This is a genomic window from Wolbachia endosymbiont (group B) of Melanargia galathea (assembly GCF_964030625.1).
Taxonomy (GTDB): domain Bacteria; phylum Pseudomonadota; class Alphaproteobacteria; order Rickettsiales; family Anaplasmataceae; genus Wolbachia.
The window spans coordinates 156,594-174,605 of the sequence record NZ_OZ034910.1 but is presented as its reverse complement, the minus strand read 5'-3'; the positions used below and the strand labels follow the sequence as shown (position 1 = coordinate 174,605).

The window sequence follows — 18,012 nt, the reverse complement described above, 5'->3', positions numbered from 1 at the left end:
GTTTTTATATTAATCCAAGCTTTTTACGTGCTTCTATGATTATTAAATCTGCTGTATCTTTTAGATTGTCTTTATTATTAGTTGAGGAAGAGAGTATGCTACAAAACTCATAATTTGATAAATCTGCTATGTCCTCTAAAGTTTTAATATTATGTTTACTAAGAGCAATTTTATTATCTATTGATAAGGCTAAGTTGATTACATCGTCTTCCATACCTAAATTTTTTAGCTCTTCTATTTTTCTATCATTCTCTGCTTTCAGGTAATTATTTGCTCTATTATGAAGTTCATTTGCAATATCTTCATTGAAGCCCTCTATTGAAGCAAGTTCCTTAATTGAAGTGTTAGATATATCTTCTACACTTGAAAAACCTTCTGTTACCAATAATTGGCCCATAATCTCTTCTAAGTTTAAAGCTTCAGCAAATAAAACTGAACATTGACTAAATTCTTTGTTTCTTCTTTCTGATTCTTGCTGAGTGCTTAATATCTCAATTTTCCATCCAACAAGCTCTGAAGCTAATCTTACATTCTGACCCTTTTTTCCTATAGCTAAACTCAATTGATCTTCAGCAACTATTAACTCTATACAATTTTCATTTTCGTCAATAATGACCTTTGATACTTCTGCAGGAGTAATGGCTTTAATAACAAATTGACCCAAATCTGATGAGTAATGTATGACGTCGATTTTTTCACCGTTTAATTCGTGTATAATAGTTTTTATTCTATCTCCTTTAACTCCAACGCAAGCACCTACTGGATCGATATTCTTATCAGATGAAAAAACAGCAACTTTAGATCTTGAACCAGCGTCTCTAGCTATACCTTTAATTGTTATCAATCCGTCAGCAACTTCTGGTACTTCTTGATTCAACAATGCCTCTAAAAAGCCTTCATGAGTCCTAGAAAGAATGATTTGACGTCCATCGTCAGAGCGCTTAACAGCCTGTATGTAAGCTTTAACCTTATCGCCTTCACGAAATGACTCACCACCAATTAAGTTTCGTAAAGGGAGGTATGCTCCAATTCCGTTTATGTCTATAATAAGATCTGAATATTCTACTTGTTTAACGATGCCATACCTCATTTCTCCTACCTTATCTTTAAATTCCTCATATTGCTTTTTTAACTCTTCATTTTTGATTATTTCAGAAATCTTTTGCTGGGCAATTCTTGCTGAAACAAGATCAGTGTTAAGAGAAATCAACTCACTAATAGTATCTCCAACTTTTGCATCTTCTTTTATTAACTTAGCTTGTGTCAACTTAATTAAGTCACACTCATTTTCATTTGATTCATCATTAATGACTTTTAGTTGTCTATATGAGGTAACTTTGCCTGTGTTTCTATCTATATTAACTACAATTTTACTTTTGCTACCATACTTTTGTTGAGCTACTGCTTCGATAGCACTTTTAAGTGCATTTATTATAATATTAAAATCCAAACCTTTTTGAAGTGAGAGCTCTCCCGCTGTTTTTATTACATCAAGGCTTCCAACTATGTTATTCTTGTTGCTTTTCTGCTTAACACTGCTTTTACGATTAGCAATCATATAAATAAATCCAATTTAATTAGTTATAATTATAGCTTCAACAGGTAAAGAACGCTATCTTAAATGTTAAATGATTGCTAATTTAAGTCAAGTTTTTTCATGTCTTTGTATGATAAGCAATGCCGGAGTAAAGAATAAAGTTAAGACCGTTGCAGCCAATATTCCACTTGCTATGGTTGCTGAAATATCAACCCACCACTGGCTTGATGGAGCATCATATGTGATTTGTAGCGTAAAAAAACTGATATTTAACCTAGTAATCATCGGTATTAAACCAAGAACTGTAGTTGCAACGGTAAGTAGTATTGGCCTGATGCGAGAAATTGAAGCGTTTATTATACATTGCTTAATGTTATTTTTGCGCACCTTAATTTGCTGATGAAAGGCATCAAGCAATAGTATATTATTATTCACTATAATTCCTGCTAAAGCAATTATCCCCACTCCACACATGACAACTACAAAAACTTTCTGAATAAGAAAGAAAATGAAAAATACACATGTTGTTGATAAAAACACTGCTGTCATTACGATAAATGTATAGTATATGTTGTTAAACTGTGCCACTAGCACCAATATCATCAATGTAATTGCTAATATAAAAGCCTTTAATAAAAATGCTCCTGATTTTTGTTGATCTTCCTTATCACCTTTGAAATCAATCTTTACTCCTTTACTACAGTCTTGAGTAATCGAATTTTGAATGAACTTAACTCTTTCATCAACAAGATAGCCAGTATCAACGTCAGCAGAGATTGTTACTGTGCGTGATCCATCAATCCTACTTAGTTTATTTGCCTTTTTTTCGGGAACGTATTTCACTATGCTACTCATAGAATATGGTCCATTTGCTGTATTAATAAAAAGGTTATCTATAGTTTTCATGTTGCGATTCTTTCTGGGAAAGCGTAGTACAATATCAATTTCCTCATCTGCGTTATTTGGTCTATATTTTCCAATTAATACTCCATTTGTAACCATCTTTATAAAATCACCGATGGTTGCAACACTTACTCCAGAGCTTGTAGCCTTACTCTTATCAATACTCATATTCCACTCTATTTCAGGTGCTGATCTACTATCTTGAATATTTATAAATCCAGATGAAGGTTGGTCCATAATTTTTAGGATTTTCTCTGCTACTGAATTCAAGTTGGATGCACTTCCGCTTAAGTTAATTTGTATTGGCTTGTCAGCTGATGGTCCTGACTTTTGTTCCTGTACATCAATTATTACTCCTTTTATGTTTTGTACACTACTCCTTATATCATTTAGTATTTGCGTAGCTTTGCGCCTGCAGCGCCAATCTACAAGTTCCAATTGAATTTTGGCAATAACGTTGTCTGAAAATTTTCCTGATCGAGCATAAAAAACATAAATTTCCTTTTCAACACCCAAAATACGTTCTTCTACTTTCTTAAGTATCAAATCTCGTTCTTTGGCTGATAAGCTTTCTTTTACTTTAACGCTGATTAAAATGTTATCTGAATCTACATTCGGAAAGAACTTTAATCCAGGACCAAAAGTAAAATATAATATACTAGACAAAAATAAAACAAACACAACAACACATACAAATTTTTTGGGGTGATCTAAGACTTTCTCTAACATACGTACATAAGTTCTTATTATAAGCCCAGTATTTTTTACCTCACCACTTTCTATAGCACTCATTCTTATTATTTCTTTTTTTGAAGTTATTGAAGGTTTACCAAATATTGCACCAAGTGTTGGTATAAAAACCAAAGCCATAATTAGCGATCCAGTTAAAGTTAGAATTATTGTAATTGGTATGTACTGCATAAATTTACCGACTGTATCGGGCCAGAGTAACAGAGGGAAAAACACTGCTAATTTAGTCAATGTTGATGATAAAACTGGATAAAACATATCATGAACTGAGGTGCAAAAGGCTTCTACTTTATCCATGCCACAAATCATCTTTCTATCAGCATATTCGCTGATTACAATTGCATCATCAACCAGCATGCCAACTGCCATAATTAAACTGAAGAGCACAACTATATTTAGAGTAATACCCATGAGGTAAAGAGCCATTATTCCTATTAGAAAGGAGCCAGGTATTGATAGTGCAACAAGAATAGCAGCCCTTGTTCCCATAAAGAGCATTATTATGGTTAATATTAGTAATACGGCAAATATTATACCATTTTCCAAGTCGTCAAGCACATCACGTACATTTTTTGACTGGTCATTCAAATAAACTACTTTTAAATTTTCAGGTAATTGATCTTTTGCTTTGTCCATTAAGTATTTTACTTGATTTACCGTGTCTATTATGTTTTTTCCATTACGTTTTGAAATTTCTAGTACAATGCTAGGTAGTCCATTAATACGAGCAAATCCTTGGTGATCCTCAAACCCAAGGTATACTTTTGCTATATCTTTGATTCTCAAAACTGCATCACTTTGAGATCTAATAGGAATATTCATAATATCTTCTATGTCTTTTAATAACCCTGATATTTTAATCGAATATTTACCGGTATCATTTTCTAGTGATCCGGCTCCTACCAATCTGTTGTTGTTTGATATAGCTTGAAATATCTCATTTGATTGAATGTTATATTTTGTTAGAACTGTGGGCTCAATTATAACTTCCACTGTTTCTTTACGCATACCTGCTACTTCAACTTTAAGAACATTTGGCAGAGATTCTATTTCTTTCTTTAGTTTGCGTGCTATTTCAGTTAAAGTTCTTTCCGGCAAATTACCAATCAAAACGAGCAGTTGCTAATAAAATTTACTGTAAGTATACAACAGTAGCCATTTCGGTATCTTAATTGCTACCATATAGCGAGATAACTGTAAACCCAGAGCTATTGTAGACATAAGTTTTAGCTATATGGTATTTGAAGTAATAAATGCAATAAAAAATAATTTGTTAGCATGCTTTCCAACAGAGACAGTATATGCTCTTGCTTGTAATGCGCTAGGTAAAGAATCTATAGAAAAAATATACCGGATAAAGAAGCGTTCTCAAAACAAGCCACTCTCTGTATTTGTTAGTAATATTGATAGTTTGATAAATATAGCAAAGGTAAAAGAAGAATATATCAATTTAATAAACTACTTTTCTCCTGGACCAATGACCTATATTTTACCACTTCAAGATAACAGTATATTACCAAATGAGTTCTTTAAAGATAGTATAGGCATAAGAATTCCTGATCATCCTATTGCGATTTCAATATTAAATGAACTGAAAACTCCAGTAGTTGCAACTAGTATTAACATTTCAGGAGAAAAAAGTATATGCAAAGCAAGAGATATACCTCAGTCTATTAAGCAACACTTATCTGCAGTAATTGAAGATGATGAATTAGTTTCTGGTATAGAATCTACTATTATTGACTTAACTGGAGACAAGATTAAGGTTTTAAGAAAAGGTAAAATTTCATTACAAACAATAAATAACGAATTTTCAAACTAAGATCTATAGGAGAAAGAATGAAAAAGGTGATAGGCCACAACCAAGCAAAAAAAAAGATAATGAACAACTTGTCTGTTCAATCTTGGCTGATCTGTGGTAAAAAAGGCATAGGAAAAGCAACACTTGCACAATCCTTTTCTAATTGGTTTCTTATCAAAAATTACGATGAAGTAGCATTAGACTTACACATTGTTGAAGGTGATACAATAGGAGTGGAAAAGGTGAGAGAAATGAAAAATTTTCTGTACCTAAGCCCCATTCAATCAGAATATAAGATAGCTATAATAGATAGCTTGGAGGCAATGACTAGCAATGCTAAAAATGCAATATTAAAGATATTAGAGGAGCCGCCACAAAATTCTAAAATACTTATAATTAGCCATAAACTATATGATATACAAACCACCATCCGGTGTAGGTGCTTTCAGCTGAATTTACTTCCGTTAACTTACGATGAAACAAAGCAGGTTGTTTCATCTCAGTGTAAATTTGACGATAAAATATTTAGTGAGATCATTACTTTGTTTCCTGGAACTCCGGGAGTAATAATAAATGCAATAAACAGTGGTGCTTATGAGTCACATAAGCATTTTTATACATTTTTCCGTAATCTAAATAATTCTGATATAGTTAATAAAATAATTAATAGTGAAATTGAGCTAGAACTAGCATCACATATCATTCAAACCTCCATTTTAGAAAGTATAAAGAAAGAAGTAAATAATGTTGAAATTTTGCTAAGTCAATGGAAAGAAATAGATGAACTTTTCGTTGCTGCAAAGCAATTTCGCTTAGATAAAAAGCATGTTTTAGCTAATGTAGTTAACATCATGACACAAAAATATAATACTTTTAACATAAATTCATGATAAAATCCTGATAATTTAATACTTAAAGTATATAGTTTGACTGATAATAAATTAACTTTATGGCAATCAATAGAAGTTTTAACAAAAACCATATTGAACATGCAGAAAGAATTGAGTTTACTCAAGAATACAGCTTTAGACCAAGGCGTCACTTTAGAAAAAGGGAAGGAGCTGTCAAGTGGTATCTATGAAGCAAATTTTAAGCTCAATAAGGCAATCAATATAGCTACTTTGCCAAAAATTGGCCATCGCATGCTCAGTGGCGAGTTAGTCATACTTAATCATATTACGAAAGAAGAAGTAAAGATTCCTAGAGATTTTCATTATCTTAAAGTTATTAAACTCAATCATGATGACTATAAACTAACGTTTTGTAATTTTTTAGGTAATGAGTTTTTTGAATATAAAAAGTATGATCCACAATATTCTGATCTTTCAGATGAATATAAATTCGTGGATTTTGGTAGTGTAAAAAAGACTAATAATCTAAAATTTAAGGAGTATGTTGGTCATGCACCTAAATTTTTTGCTGTAGAAGGTCTTATTGAGCCTGGATCTGAAAACCATGTAATTGATCTATTTGAGCTAGTCAGAGACGGTAAAGGCAGAAAAGTGGGAACCCTTGCTGATGAATTTGGTTATTTTGATGATCAAAATAAATTACACTACTATAATTATCACAAAAGTGCAGAAAGTAATACTTATGATCCTGAAAGCTTCAGTGTAAAAATGATAAATTTAGATGTGAAGAAAATTGATAAATTTCATCTTATTGCAGAACAAGGTGATATAATCATTCATACTATTTTGGAAAATTTAGACATATTTTAAAGTTTTTTTAGAGTTATTATAATTAGGTTATGGAAGTTGAATCAGTAAAAAACAAAAGTTATTTCAGGAAAGCAGTAGAATGGTATTGCCACAGATACCTGTTCTGCGTTGTAGAAAGATCTTGGATGGCGTTAATAACGTTACTTCTCTTAGTATGTTTATTTTTATCATTACTAAACATATACCTATTACTTCCTGTTAAAAAAGATTTAAATTTTGTGAAGTACACGAACCACACAGAAGATGAGTTTTCTACAATACATAAACTTAGTTTTAGTGAAAAAGAAGATGAATACACTTCCATAGCAAGGTACTTGGTAAGTCAATACGTCGAAGCATACGAGTCCTCTCAGATCGTTGAATCAAAGTATCAAGAAAATTTTATAAAAAACAATTCTATATATAAAATCTATCAAGACTTTCAGGAAAAAGTAAACAATGAAGCTGTTTCATCCACAAAAAAAATTACCAACATAAACGTAACAACACTATCTATTGACCGATCGATCAAGGACTTAGTTAAATTTGCTGGAAATGCCACTGTACTTTTTGCAGCTGAGCAAAATAAGAAAATGAAAGACTATGCTGTGGAGGTTAGCTTTACTTTATCAAACATGAAAGCAACTCTAACTGGTATAATACCATTTAAATTTATTGTTAACGGCTATAAATACAGCTGATTACATTTAAAAAATTACTTGGTAGCTAAAAAAATAACTAAAGTGCATACAGCAGTAACAACTGGAGGTAAAATTAGAAGCATTGGTGTCTTTTTAATAAAATAATTTCTAGAAGGTTTTAAGAAAAAGGCATTGTAAATTATCGGTAAGAAGTATAGAGCGTTGAGTATAGTACTGACAATTAACACCAGAGCTACAAATACAGAAAGTGTTACATTACTAGAGTTAAAAACAGCTTGAAAAATGAAAAATTTGCTCCAAAAAGTCGGAGCAGGTGGTACCCCTATCATGGACAATGCACCTATAGTAAATGCTATCATACTAATTGGCATACTACGTCCTATACCGTGAATTCTATCTATGTATTTCTCACCTGTTTTCGTTATTATTGCTCCAGCAGTGAAAAATAAAGTGATTTTTGCAAATGCGTGGCAAACTAATTGAAAAATTGCAATCCTCATGCTAAATTCACTAAAAATTGAAGCGAACAATATAATATATGACAACTGAGAGATAGTAGAATAAGCAAGCAATTTCTTTAATTCCTTTTGCTTTAATGCAATTAACGATGCAGTAATAATAGTAAATCCAGCAGCGTACGGAAGCCATCCTCCAGCAAACCAACTTTGCTGTGCAAAACGTTGCATATTATCGATGCCAAAAGTGTATAATATAACTTTGATGATGATGAACACTCCTGATTTCACAACAGCAACAGCATGTAGTAGTGCGCTTACAGGAGTTGGTGCAACCATTGCTTTTGGCAACCAAAAATGCATTGGCATTAATGCAGCTTTTCCTATTCCATAAATCAGCATAGCAAAACACACTGCAATAAAAGTTATGAACGAAGTATCAAACTTGAATATTCCACCTCTTACAAAGTCTAAAGTATGGAATTCATTATATAAGAGACCTATTGCAGGAAAAAATAACACTAAAGAAGAGAAAAATAGTAAACCAAAGTAATAGCGTCCTGCAATTACTGATTCATTTGTTGCGTTGTGAGTAATCAGAGGGTATGTACTAATAGTTAGAAGCTCGTAAAAGACAAATGTAGTGAGCAAATCTCCAGAAAAAGCAATAAACATTGCACAGCTAATCGCTATTGAAAAAAAGCATAGAAAACTCGAGTAGTTACTATCAGCATAGTTATTTCGCATATAACATATTGCATATATACTGGTTAGTACCCACAAAAATGATATTAATAAACTGAATATTGCTCCACTAGACTCTAACTTTAAACTAATATGCAAATTATTACCAAAGTCCATGAGAATAAATTGAGAATGATCACCATACACCAAATATAAAGTGCATAGAGATGTATACGCAAATAGAAGCATAGAAGAAACAACAGTAATGCTATTGTTCACTCTGGGCCATTTACTAGTAAAAGAAATAGCTAATGCACTTAAAAGTGGGATCAACGCAGTAATTAACAAATAATTCTCAGTAATAAAAAGTGGCAAGGAAAGAGATATTAAAACAAAATCCATTAAGTAATTCATCTTTCTGTTTAGGTAAAGCTAAAATTATATTCAAGTTATAGAGAATTTGCTATTTTTTAGTTGTATATCGGAAATGTTAAATAAACCATACGCATCAAGTTAAGAAAAAGTGGCGTAAGGAAGAAAGGAAATAAGAAAAAACTATTTTATATATTAAGTAATAAGGTTAGTAATTTATAGATCTTTCTAAAAAATCATCTTATCCTAGATAAGAATTTCCTAAAAAATTCAACCACTATGGATTAAAATCCAAAGATTGAGAGAGAGCATAGAATGCTAACTTTCGACTTGAAAGTCACCAAATTTATCTTCTTTTTTAGAGCGATTTTCAATATAATTTTTTATCATTTCGTCAGTTACATTTCCGCTAGTCCTGACAAAGTAGCCTACTGCCCACAACCCAATATCTCTTTTTTAGCTCTGGAAAGTTTTGCTGGATTTTTCTGGAACTTTTTCCTTTTATTAACTGCACTAACTTACTAATACTTAAGTATGGGGGTACAGAAACGTATACGTGTACATGACTTGACGCAACTCTACCTCTGATAATTTCTACTTGATTATTTGCACATACTTCTTGTACAACTTCTTTAGCTTTCTGTCCAATATCTCCAACTAGTACTGGATATCGATATTTTGTTATCCACACTATGTGATATATATACAGAGTGACTGCTTTTTCTATAATATTCCACATTCTTTCAGATTTTTCACCTTAAAATTATATTCTTAAAAGGATGGACTTCAAGTCCAGGGTTTTTCTCCCAAATTTGGGACAATAAATGTAACAAATAAAATGCCAATCTTAAATATTGCTATATTTTACGATAGCTAATTAATTTGGCACGTATGGTTTGTTAAACACTTCCAGAATTACTCACCGCTAAAGACTATATCTTTCTGTATAGTCTTTAAATGCACCTCTATTGGAGTCAAAATGTAGTTTCACACTGCCAATTGGCCCGTTTCTTTGTTTTGCAATGATCAGCTCTGCAATATTTCTAATTTTCTCCATTTTCTCTTGCCACTCTCGATGTTTATTACTTCCTTCATTTGGTTGCTTTCTTAATTCATAATATTCTTCTCTATAGAGGAACATTACTATATCCGCATCCTGTTCTATGCTTCCTGAATCACGTAAATCAGAAAGTTGTGGTTTTTTATCATCCCTCTGCTCAACAGAACGAGAGAGCTGCGATAGTGCAACAATGGGAATATTTAGTTCCTTTGCAATTGCTTTCAAACCCTGCGTCACTTCTGAAATTTCTTGCACTCTATTTTCACTACTCCTTTTTGTTGTTCCTCGAATTAATTGCAGATAATCGATAAATACCACCTCTACATTGTATAGCTGATATAGCAGTCGTATTCTGGTACGAAGGGCACTAATTGATAGAGCAGGAGTGTCATCTATAATGAAAGGTAATTCAGATAGTCCTGTACTAGCATTAATGAATTCATGTAATTCAAAATCACTAATTCTCCCAGTCATTGCCTTATAATAACCAATACCTGAATCTATGGTAATCAATCTTGCAGTCAATTGCTCTGCTGACATTTCAAGTGAGAAAAACGCTATGTAGTGTTGTTTGTCTGTTCTTTTTTGCAAAATCTTACAAGCATTAAGTGCGATGTTCAGTGCCAATGCTGTTTTTCCCATTGAGGGCCTTGCAGCTATAATTAACAGATCAGATTTCTGCAAACCACCAAGAAGCTGGTTTAGATCTTGAAGTCCGGTTGTAATACCTAGAGCCTCTGGATTATTTTTTAGCTTGCTAATCTTCTCAACCACATCTTTAATTGAACTTGCAAGCTTTATGTATGTTTTCTCACCTTGCTTTTTTACTGCTAAATTGAACAATTTTGTCATTGCTTGCTCAATTTGTACCTGTGCAGGATTTTCGATGTCATAGTTATAACTATCGTCAATTGTCTCTTGTCCGAGCTTGATTAAGCATCTTCTTAAATAAGTATCACGGATTATTCTGGTCAAGCTATAGATATCAAGAGCAATACTTGCCTTCGCTGCAAGCTTTGCTAGGTACTCAACTCCACCACATTCGGCAAATGCTTTATCATTTTCAAAAAACATCTTAAGGCTTAGTTCATTGGCAACTATGCCGTGTTTTCTGGTTTTAGATATCTGGGTAAAAATGCTTTGATGTAGTGGATCGTAGAAATTGTCTGCTGCAATTATATCTTCAACTGCATCACAAATTCTATTATCACGAATCATTGCACCAATGAGCATTTGCTCTGCTTCTAAATTATGTGGCAATTTACATATTTCTTCTCTTGAATTAATAAGGTTAACTAATTCATTCATTTTAAGTTTTTAGAGTAATGATTGATTATTGTAGAATATTCAATCTCGACTTAAAAGAGAAAAAATTTGACTAATCCTGTGTTGCTTATAGCATTAAAATAAGCCCCTGTGGTGGAATGGTAGACACGGCAGACTCAAAATCTGTTGCTTGCAAGAGCATGCTGGTTCAAGTCCGGCCAGGGGCACTCAAACATTGGAAAGTGCTTTATGTTACACAAGTTTTTTAATCGTTCATTTGCCATTCTTTCTTCTATAAATGCTATTCAAAGGATAAAGAAAGATGAAAATGGAATATGTTACGTAACGGGACTTAGACGCTATTTGTCAGTGCTGCTTGATTTAATCATCATCGTTTTATTTTTACAGTTTTGCGGTCAGGCCTTAAATCAACTCTTTATGAGCTCGGAGAGCAGTAAAATATTAGGCCAAATTGCTGCAAAATATCAAATGCAGGTGCCACTATCTGCAGAGGAAACAGCAATGCAGAGTAAACTAATAAAGTTACTAGTTCTAAATCAGATAGTTCAATTTATTATGCTTTTTAGTTATGTAGCATATATGTGGATAAGATTTGGCGCTACACCTGGAAAATTCTTACTTGGACTTAGAGTTGTGAATGCACAAACTTTTGAAAAATTGACTCTGAAACAAGCAACAAAGAGGTTTTTTTCCTTCATATTGTCAACTGCACCATTATTCTTGGGTTTCATATGGGCAAGTTTCGATAAACGCTGCCAAACTTGGCACGATAAGATTGCAAATACAGCAGTTGTCACAAACAAAAGTCTTAAGTGTGATAAAATGAACTAAATTCGTTTAAAATAAGAAAATTTTAATAGTTTTATTGATAAATTTGATCAAATGCTTAATTAATGATATACTAAAATAGTAGGTAAAAAATATGCCAAGTATTACTCATGATCAAAGTATGGATTCTATTAGCGATAGTATTGTACATATTGATGATAATGAAATAAAAGAATGCGTAATTGAGGCACTAGAACCATTTAAGAACGAATTAGAAGCTCAAAGTTTTGACCTTAATGGGCTAGGAACTTCTGACCTAGTTAAAGCATGGAAGAAGATAGAAGATTTTAAAGGTGCTGAGTTAAAGGATGCTTCTGACCTTGCTGATCTGATAAAAGGGCAAATTGCAGAATTTGATGAAGAAAAATTATGGAAAATGTGTACCTTTAGCAAAATTTCCTATGGTGATGTGGATAGAAAATTAGAGAAAGGTACATACAAAACTAAAAGGAAGTTTGAAGAAGAAGGTTATCAGATTATAAGATTTTACGATAATGAACTTATTGAAGATAAATATTGCTCAGATGTTGATTATAAATTAGAGCAACACGATGTTGGCTATGCTTTAACTGGTAAAAATTCATATAATCGAGATGCTGGTTATATTTTTATTAAAGATAACGAAGTAGATATAGCTTACCATGGCACTCGTGATTTAAATGATGTGAAGGAAGATCTGCGTGCTTCTTTAACTAAGTTGCCATTTTTGTCTGGAGATAATTATGTTCACTCTGGTTTTTACTCTCTATTCAAACGTTCTTGGCCCAGCGTACATAAAATATTACAAGGGCATGCTAATGATAAAGGATTAGCAATCAAAGATTTAAAAATCAATGTTACAGGCCATAGCATGGGAGGTGCTCTTGCTAGTATAACTGCTTTATGTCTTAATAAAACAGAAGGTGCTGAAGATGTTCATGTTGCAACTTTTGGCTCTCCAAGAGTGTTCTACAATGGTGCTGCTGAAGTTTACAATGAGTGTCTTGGACATAATACTATTAGAGTAGCTTGTCAATCAGATCCGGTACCATGTTTGCCACATGGTAATGCTGGTATGCACTATAAACATGTAGGTAAACCATTAAAATTAGAAACAGGTAAAACTCTGGAGTATTTAGAACTACACTATCATAAAATCGATACCTATTATAACCTTATTGAGAAAATAGAGCAGGAAAAATTTAAATCGGATAGCGAAGCATCTAAGTATCGTCATATTGCTTATATTTGTGGCCTATTTTACCATGCAGTTTTGTCATATGTTGATGTGGATGATAAGGAATTCTTTGAAGAAGTCAGAGAAGAAAATGAAGGCATTAAGCTTTCTGAGATACCAATTCAACGTGCTCCAAATTTAGAAGAGGAATTTAGACAAGGAAAACAAAAAGTAGCTCAGCTTACTAATGAAAAAATTCAACTAGAGGGAAGGTTAAATAGTATACAACAAAGTTTGGTTGGAAAAACTAAAGAGTTAGATGATGAAAAAGGAAAATTAACACAAGAACAACAGAAGACTAATCAACTCAATGATCAAGTAGATAAACTTACTGCAGAATTTAAAGGGACAAAAGATCAGCTTGCAGAAAACAAAGCAGAGTTGGATGAGCAAATTAGCAAAGTAACTAGGCTTAACGGTACTGTAGAAAAACTTGAAGAAACAAATGCTGGATTAGAAAGAAAGAATAGTAATCTGACTAATCAACTGAAGAAGCTTGAGAAAGCAAAAACTAAGCTAGAAGAAAAGGTAGAATGTGCAGAAAAAGAGCTAAAGGATGCTAGAGCTCAATTCAGAGAGAGTGAGGGAGGGCTAAGGGAAGTAAAAGCTCAACTTGAACAGGAAAATAGTAATTTGTCTAGTCAAGCAAGGGAGCTTGAAAGGAAATGTGAGCAAACAGAAGTTCAACTTGTAGCATCAAAGCAAAAATTAGCTGAAGAAACTAGTAAAGTCATGCAACTTAGCAAAGAATCTAATGAAGCAAGAGCTCAGCTTGAAAAGAAGAAAAAAGAGATTGGAAGGCTAAAAGATCAAGTAGATCAAATGACTATACAAAACAATCAATTGGAAGGGCGGCTGGATGATGCAAAGCAAGGTCTAATTGATAAAACTGATGAAGTAACCCGATTAACACAGGTTGCTGATACGCTAAATGGTCGGGTAGCTCAATTGACTACACAAAATGATCAGTTGGAAGGGCAGCTGAATGATGCAAGACAATCGTTCGCTGATCAAATAATGCAACGCGAAAATGAAAATAACGACTTAAAGACAAAGCTGCAAGAAATTGAAAACAAAAGTGAAGTACTAGAGAAGAGTCTACAGAAGCAATTTGAAAGCAAGAATGAAGAGCTAAGTGAAAAATTCTTGAAAGCAAGAACTTACAGTAAAAGGCAAGGTAATTATGCTTCTGTTTCTTTTGTATTATCTGGAGCACTTGCTGTTGGTACAAGTCTAACAATTCTTCATTTAGCAATGTGTATTTCGCTTGCTGTAGCTGCATTAGCTTTTCTTACAGTAGGGTGTTACTGTTCTTATAAGGCAAATACCACATTTAACAATGTAGAAATCGAAAATTGTAGTTATAGAATAGCTGCTTAGATATTAAGTTAGTAATTTAAATACTCTTTATTGCTAGTTATTATGCCATCGCTTTAATTTGTTTGTGTTTTACTAAAAAAACTTTAGATTATACTTTATAATTGATACTAAAATATGATTTGGAGTTTATTGCAGACAGGCCAAAAGGAAGGCTATAAAATTGCGTATACCAATGCTCGTATTATTGACCCGGAAACTAAACTTGATATAAAAGGTTCATTGTTAACTGAAGGGGATAAAATTGTTGATTTTGGCGAATCGTTATTTTCAACAAGTGGGGTTGATGAAACAATAGACTGTAAAGGGCTTGTTCTAATGCCAGGCCTTATTGATATTCACGTGCATTTTCGTGAACCAGGTCAAGAGCATAAAGAAAATATACATACGGGTAGTAAATCTGCAGCTGCAGGAGGCGTTACAACTGTAGTTTGTCAGCCAAACACTGTTCCAGCGATTGATAGTGTTGTCTTGGCTCAGTATTTGAAATATAGAGCATTTGAAACTTCGCATGTGAATGTGGAATTTTACGCTAAAATCACCACTTCGGAAGAAAAATTAACTGAAATGGCACTCTTAAAGGAAGCAGGTGCAGTTGGGTTCACCGATGATGGTATGCCAGTTATGAATCCAATGATTATGAGACAGGCACTGCTTTATTCAAGTATGCTTGGTGTTCCTATTGCTCAACACGCAGAGGATTTGAATCTATCTGCTGGTGGCGTAATTAACGAGGGTAAGATTTCTGAAGAATTGGGAGTAAAGGGAATCTTGAGTGCATCGGAATCGGTTATGGTAACTCGTGATATACTGCTAATGAAGAACATAGAAAATGTACACTACCATATTTTACATGTCTCTTCAAAAGATTCACTTGATGCTATTAAACGTGCAAAAGATTTGGGGTTAAATGTTACATGTGAAGTAACTCCTCATCACTTTACTTTAACTGAAGATATAGTAAAGCAACATGGAGCAATCGCAAAAATGAATCCGCCACTTCGTACAGAGGAAGATCGTTTAGCTATGATTGAAGGTTTAAAGACAGGTGTGATTGATTGTATTGCAACCGATCATGCTCCGCATGATCTTAGTTCTAAAGATTTGCCACTTGAAAATGCTGCATTTGGTATTGTTGGCCTTGAAACAATGCTGCCCATTTCACTTGAACTATATCACAGTGGACAAATGGGTCTACTTGATGTGCTTGCAAAATTGACATATAAGCCTGCAGATATCATACATGTGCCACGTGGCCGCATACAGAAAAACCTTGCAGCGGACTTAATTTTAGTTGATTTGGATCATGAATGGAAAATTAAAGTTGACAACTTTGCTAGTAAATCAAAAAATTCCCCTTTCGATGGACGCAAAGTGAAAGGGCGCGTAATACGTACCGTTGTGTCTGGCAAAACTGTATATTTACAGAAGGATTAGTTATCATACAGTTGCGTTCTCAATTTCAATCAATTGTAAATATTCAATATAAGTGGTAAAATATAGCCACTGAATAAAAAATATATGCTAATTAGTACGACATCGGAGCTGGAGAATGCATGTGAAGAATTGATGGCAAAAGATCCAAAATTTATAGCAGTGGACACAGAGTTTATTAGAAACAATTTAACCTACTATCCTAGATTATCACTAATTCAAATTTCTTACGGAGAGAAGAGTTTTATTGTAGATGTGTTAGTACCGGGAATTGACTTATCGCTTATTAAGAAAATAATGCTGAATCGAGAAATAACCAAAGTTTTTCATAGTTGTCGGCAAGACATAGAATCCTTACTCACCGTGCTTAAATGTGTTCCTACTCCCATTTTTGATACCCAAGTTGCTGCTATGTTTTGTCATTATTATCACGACTTTATTGGTTATTCAAAAGTAGTAGAGCAATATCAGGGGGTAGCGCTGGATAAAATTAAAGCTAAAAATTCAGACTGGTTAAAACGGCCATTATCTGAGGATCAATTAGATTATGCAGTAAATGACGTGATACACCTATATGACCTACACCAAATATTGTGCAATAAACTTGAAGAAAATAATAGGATAGGCTGGTTTCAAGAAGAGATGGAATCAATAGTTGATGTTAATAAGTATTTGCATAATCCAAAAGATGCATGGAAGAGGATTAAATTTAATTATGAAGCAAATCCAAGGTTGATGTTAACTGTTAAAGCAGTTAGTGAGTGGCAAGAGACCTTAGCACAGCGTTACAATATAAATCGTAATAAGGTAGTCAATAATGCTGTAATAATTGGTCTTATTGAAAAAAATGTGGAGCGTATTGACGAGGTTTTAGATGACCTTAAGAGAAACACAAAAAATATAAAAGAGGAAGATTTATTAGAATTTATGAATATTTTCAATGAGAATGAGAAGGAGTTTGTGCAGCAAAATTATACTCTGTCAGATAATTATGATAAATCTGTATTTGATATACTCTCGATTATTTTAGAGAGCAAATGTAAGGAAAATAACATATCAAGAAAGTTAGTTTCATCAAAAGATGAGTTAGCTGGTTCAATATCTGGGCAGATAGATAAACTATTCAAGGGATGGAGATATGATTTTTTCGGCAGATCAGTAGAATCGTTTTTGAATGCAGGCTCAAGGTTTGAAATTTTAATGGTAAAATCTGCTGATAGTACAGCTAAAATTCGGAGTAATCTTGTGGAGAATAACCGTATCACGTGTTGAGGTCTAACGAGTTTATTATATCTTTCACTTGAGAAAGAACATTTGCGCTGGTATCGATGATAAAGTCGCTCATTTGCTTTTTTTCTTCAATAGGTAGCTGAATACTAGACATTAGATCCAGCTTTTTTTTATCCATATTACGCTCACTAAGCCTTTGAGCTTGTACAGTGCTATCTGCATGGATAAAAACAATAAAATCGCAATATAAACGGAATCTCGTTTCCAGTAGGAGTGGAATGTCTAGGACTAGGAGTTTTCTGTCGTTTTCTTTCTCCTGAGCAATAAAAATTTCTAATTCATTTCGCACAGCGGAATGTACTAAAGATTGGAATTGCTTCCAATTTTCATCATAGGCTAAAAAATATTTAGACAATGCTGTTCTATCAATTTTTCCATTTACTACTACCCCAGGAAATTTTTCTTCTGCATAACTTATTATGTTTTTGTCCACTTTATAAAGCTGGTGCACGACAGAGTCGGCATCAAACAAAGCGGCACCAAATTCTTTAAAGCAATTGGCTACAAAGCTCTTTCCAACTGCAATCCCACCTGTTAAACCTATGATCATATAGCAAATTTCTTATAAAACTATATTTATAGCATCTCCTATGCCTATTTAAAACTGAATGCATAGGTATAAAAAAGAAAAGCTATTATTTTTTTAGTAATTCAGT

At 33.2% G+C, this 18,012-nt stretch carries 13 protein-coding genes, 1 tRNA gene and 1 pseudogene; 9 read left to right on the top strand and 6 right to left on the bottom strand.

The genetic code is table 11. The annotated features are described in order from the left end of the window. Positions 1 to 4: 4 nt before the first annotated feature. Positions 5 to 1,558 carry a transcription termination factor NusA gene (nusA, locus tag AAHF52_RS00780; protein ID WP_010407241.1) on the bottom strand — a complete coding sequence of 518 codons (1,554 nt, stop codon included), beginning with the start codon at positions 1,556 to 1,558 and terminating at the stop codon, positions 5 to 7. Positions 1,559 to 1,645: 87 nt separating this feature from the next. Next, the gene (locus tag AAHF52_RS00775) at positions 1,646 to 4,288 is read right to left on the bottom strand and encodes an efflux RND transporter permease subunit (RefSeq protein ID WP_342068424.1); all 2,643 of its coding nucleotides are present in this window, start codon (positions 4,286 to 4,288) and stop codon (positions 1,646 to 1,648) included. Positions 4,289 to 4,424: 136 nt separating this feature from the next. Between AAHF52_RS00775 and AAHF52_RS00770 the strand changes: the two genes are divergently transcribed. Genes AAHF52_RS00770 through AAHF52_RS00755 form a run of 4 tightly spaced genes read left to right on the top strand, consistent with a single transcriptional unit; the run spans position 4,425 to position 7,392 of the window. Next, a complete protein-coding gene (locus AAHF52_RS00770) occupies positions 4,425 to 5,012 on the top strand; it encodes an L-threonylcarbamoyladenylate synthase (RefSeq protein WP_264376798.1) in 588 nt (195 codons plus the stop codon). A gap of 17 nt (positions 5,013 to 5,029) precedes the next feature. After that, positions 5,030 to 5,881 (top strand): DNA polymerase III subunit delta', encoded by an 852-nt coding sequence (locus tag AAHF52_RS00765; protein WP_007302718.1) that lies wholly within the window; start codon positions 5,030 to 5,032, stop codon positions 5,879 to 5,881. A gap of 36 nt (positions 5,882 to 5,917) precedes the next feature. Beyond that, positions 5,918 to 6,712, top strand: a complete 795-nt coding sequence (locus AAHF52_RS00760) for a hypothetical protein (protein ID WP_264376799.1) — start codon at positions 5,918 to 5,920, stop codon at positions 6,710 to 6,712. 29 nt (positions 6,713 to 6,741) lie between these two features. Beyond that, positions 6,742 to 7,392: a VirB8/TrbF family protein gene (locus AAHF52_RS00755; RefSeq protein WP_254229674.1), complete on the top strand. Its 651-nt coding sequence runs from the start codon at positions 6,742 to 6,744 to the stop codon at positions 7,390 to 7,392. 14 nt (positions 7,393 to 7,406) lie between these two features. On the opposite strand, the gene AAHF52_RS00750 is transcribed toward AAHF52_RS00755, so the two are convergent. The 3 genes and pseudogenes from AAHF52_RS00750 to AAHF52_RS00740 form a co-directional block, all read right to left on the bottom strand. Then, the gene (locus tag AAHF52_RS00750; RefSeq protein ID WP_264376887.1) at positions 7,407 to 8,894 is read right to left on the bottom strand and encodes a proton-conducting transporter membrane subunit; all 1,488 of its coding nucleotides are present in this window, start codon (positions 8,892 to 8,894) and stop codon (positions 7,407 to 7,409) included. Between the two features lie 288 nt (positions 8,895 to 9,182). Continuing rightward, positions 9,183 to 9,601: pseudogene (gene tnpA / locus AAHF52_RS00745) on the bottom strand (IS200/IS605 family transposase). 188 nt (positions 9,602 to 9,789) lie between these two features. Next, positions 9,790 to 11,232 (bottom strand): replicative DNA helicase, encoded by a 1,443-nt coding sequence (locus AAHF52_RS00740; RefSeq protein WP_213863715.1) that lies wholly within the window; start codon positions 11,230 to 11,232, stop codon positions 9,790 to 9,792. Positions 11,233 to 11,334: 102 nt separating this feature from the next. On the opposite strand from AAHF52_RS00740, the gene AAHF52_RS00735 reads away from it, so the two are divergent. The 5 genes from AAHF52_RS00735 (at position 11,335) to AAHF52_RS00715 (ending at position 17,338) form a co-directional block, all read left to right on the top strand. Next, positions 11,335 to 11,417: transfer RNA gene (locus AAHF52_RS00735), tRNA-Leu, on the top strand. Positions 11,418 to 11,439: 22 nt separating this feature from the next. Then, the gene (locus AAHF52_RS00730) at positions 11,440 to 12,042 is read left to right on the top strand and encodes an RDD family protein (protein ID WP_007302723.1); all 603 of its coding nucleotides are present in this window, start codon (positions 11,440 to 11,442) and stop codon (positions 12,040 to 12,042) included. Between the two features lie 91 nt (positions 12,043 to 12,133). After that, a complete protein-coding gene (locus AAHF52_RS00725) occupies positions 12,134 to 14,635 on the top strand; it encodes a lipase family protein (protein WP_264687664.1) in 2,502 nt (833 codons plus the stop codon). Positions 14,636 to 14,749: 114 nt separating this feature from the next. After that, positions 14,750 to 16,069, top strand: a complete 1,320-nt coding sequence (locus tag AAHF52_RS00720; protein WP_264376802.1) for a dihydroorotase — start codon at positions 14,750 to 14,752, stop codon at positions 16,067 to 16,069. Between the two features lie 84 nt (positions 16,070 to 16,153). Continuing rightward, the gene (locus tag AAHF52_RS00715) at positions 16,154 to 17,338 is read left to right on the top strand and encodes a ribonuclease D (RefSeq protein WP_264376803.1); all 1,185 of its coding nucleotides are present in this window, start codon (positions 16,154 to 16,156) and stop codon (positions 17,336 to 17,338) included. On the opposite strand, the gene coaE is transcribed toward AAHF52_RS00715, so the two are convergent. Next, positions 17,328 to 17,906, bottom strand: coding sequence for a dephospho-CoA kinase (gene coaE, locus AAHF52_RS00710; protein WP_264686133.1), 579 nt, complete (start codon positions 17,904 to 17,906; stop codon positions 17,328 to 17,330). The genes AAHF52_RS00715 and coaE overlap by 11 nt on opposite strands. Between the last annotated feature and the right edge of the window lie 106 nt (positions 17,907 to 18,012).